This window comes from Sedimentibacter sp. B4, from assembly GCF_000309315.1.
GTDB classification, from domain to species: Bacteria; Bacillota; Clostridia; order Tissierellales; family Sedimentibacteraceae; genus Sedimentibacter; species Sedimentibacter saalensis.
In genome coordinates this window covers 1-233 of sequence record NZ_CANG01000078.1, presented here as the reverse complement: position 1 = coordinate 233, position 233 = coordinate 1, and the positions used below count along the sequence as shown (strand labels likewise).

The 233-nt window shown below is 64.4% G+C and carries 1 pseudogene; it reads left to right on the top strand.

The features are described 5' to 3' along the window. Window positions 1-40: 40 nt before the first annotated feature. A pseudogene (locus BN358_RS27530) lies at window positions 41-233 on the top strand (hypothetical protein); the annotation flags it as partial.

Genomic DNA, 233 nt, shown 5'->3' with positions numbered 1-233 from the left:
TACTTGTGGCTCGCATGATGCATCGTCGAAGGAGACAGCAGTGAAGCGACTCATCCGCGGCCTGGTTGCCGCGACAATTCCCCTGGCGCTCCTGGCCGGGTGTTCAACCTCCAATCAGCCCGGTGCGGCTTCGACCGCACCGTCCTCCGGCGGTTCGGCATCCGAGAGCGCCACCTCCGGAACCCTGATGAAGCCGACCACCAAGACCGGTCCGTTGCACCTGGCCTATGTGC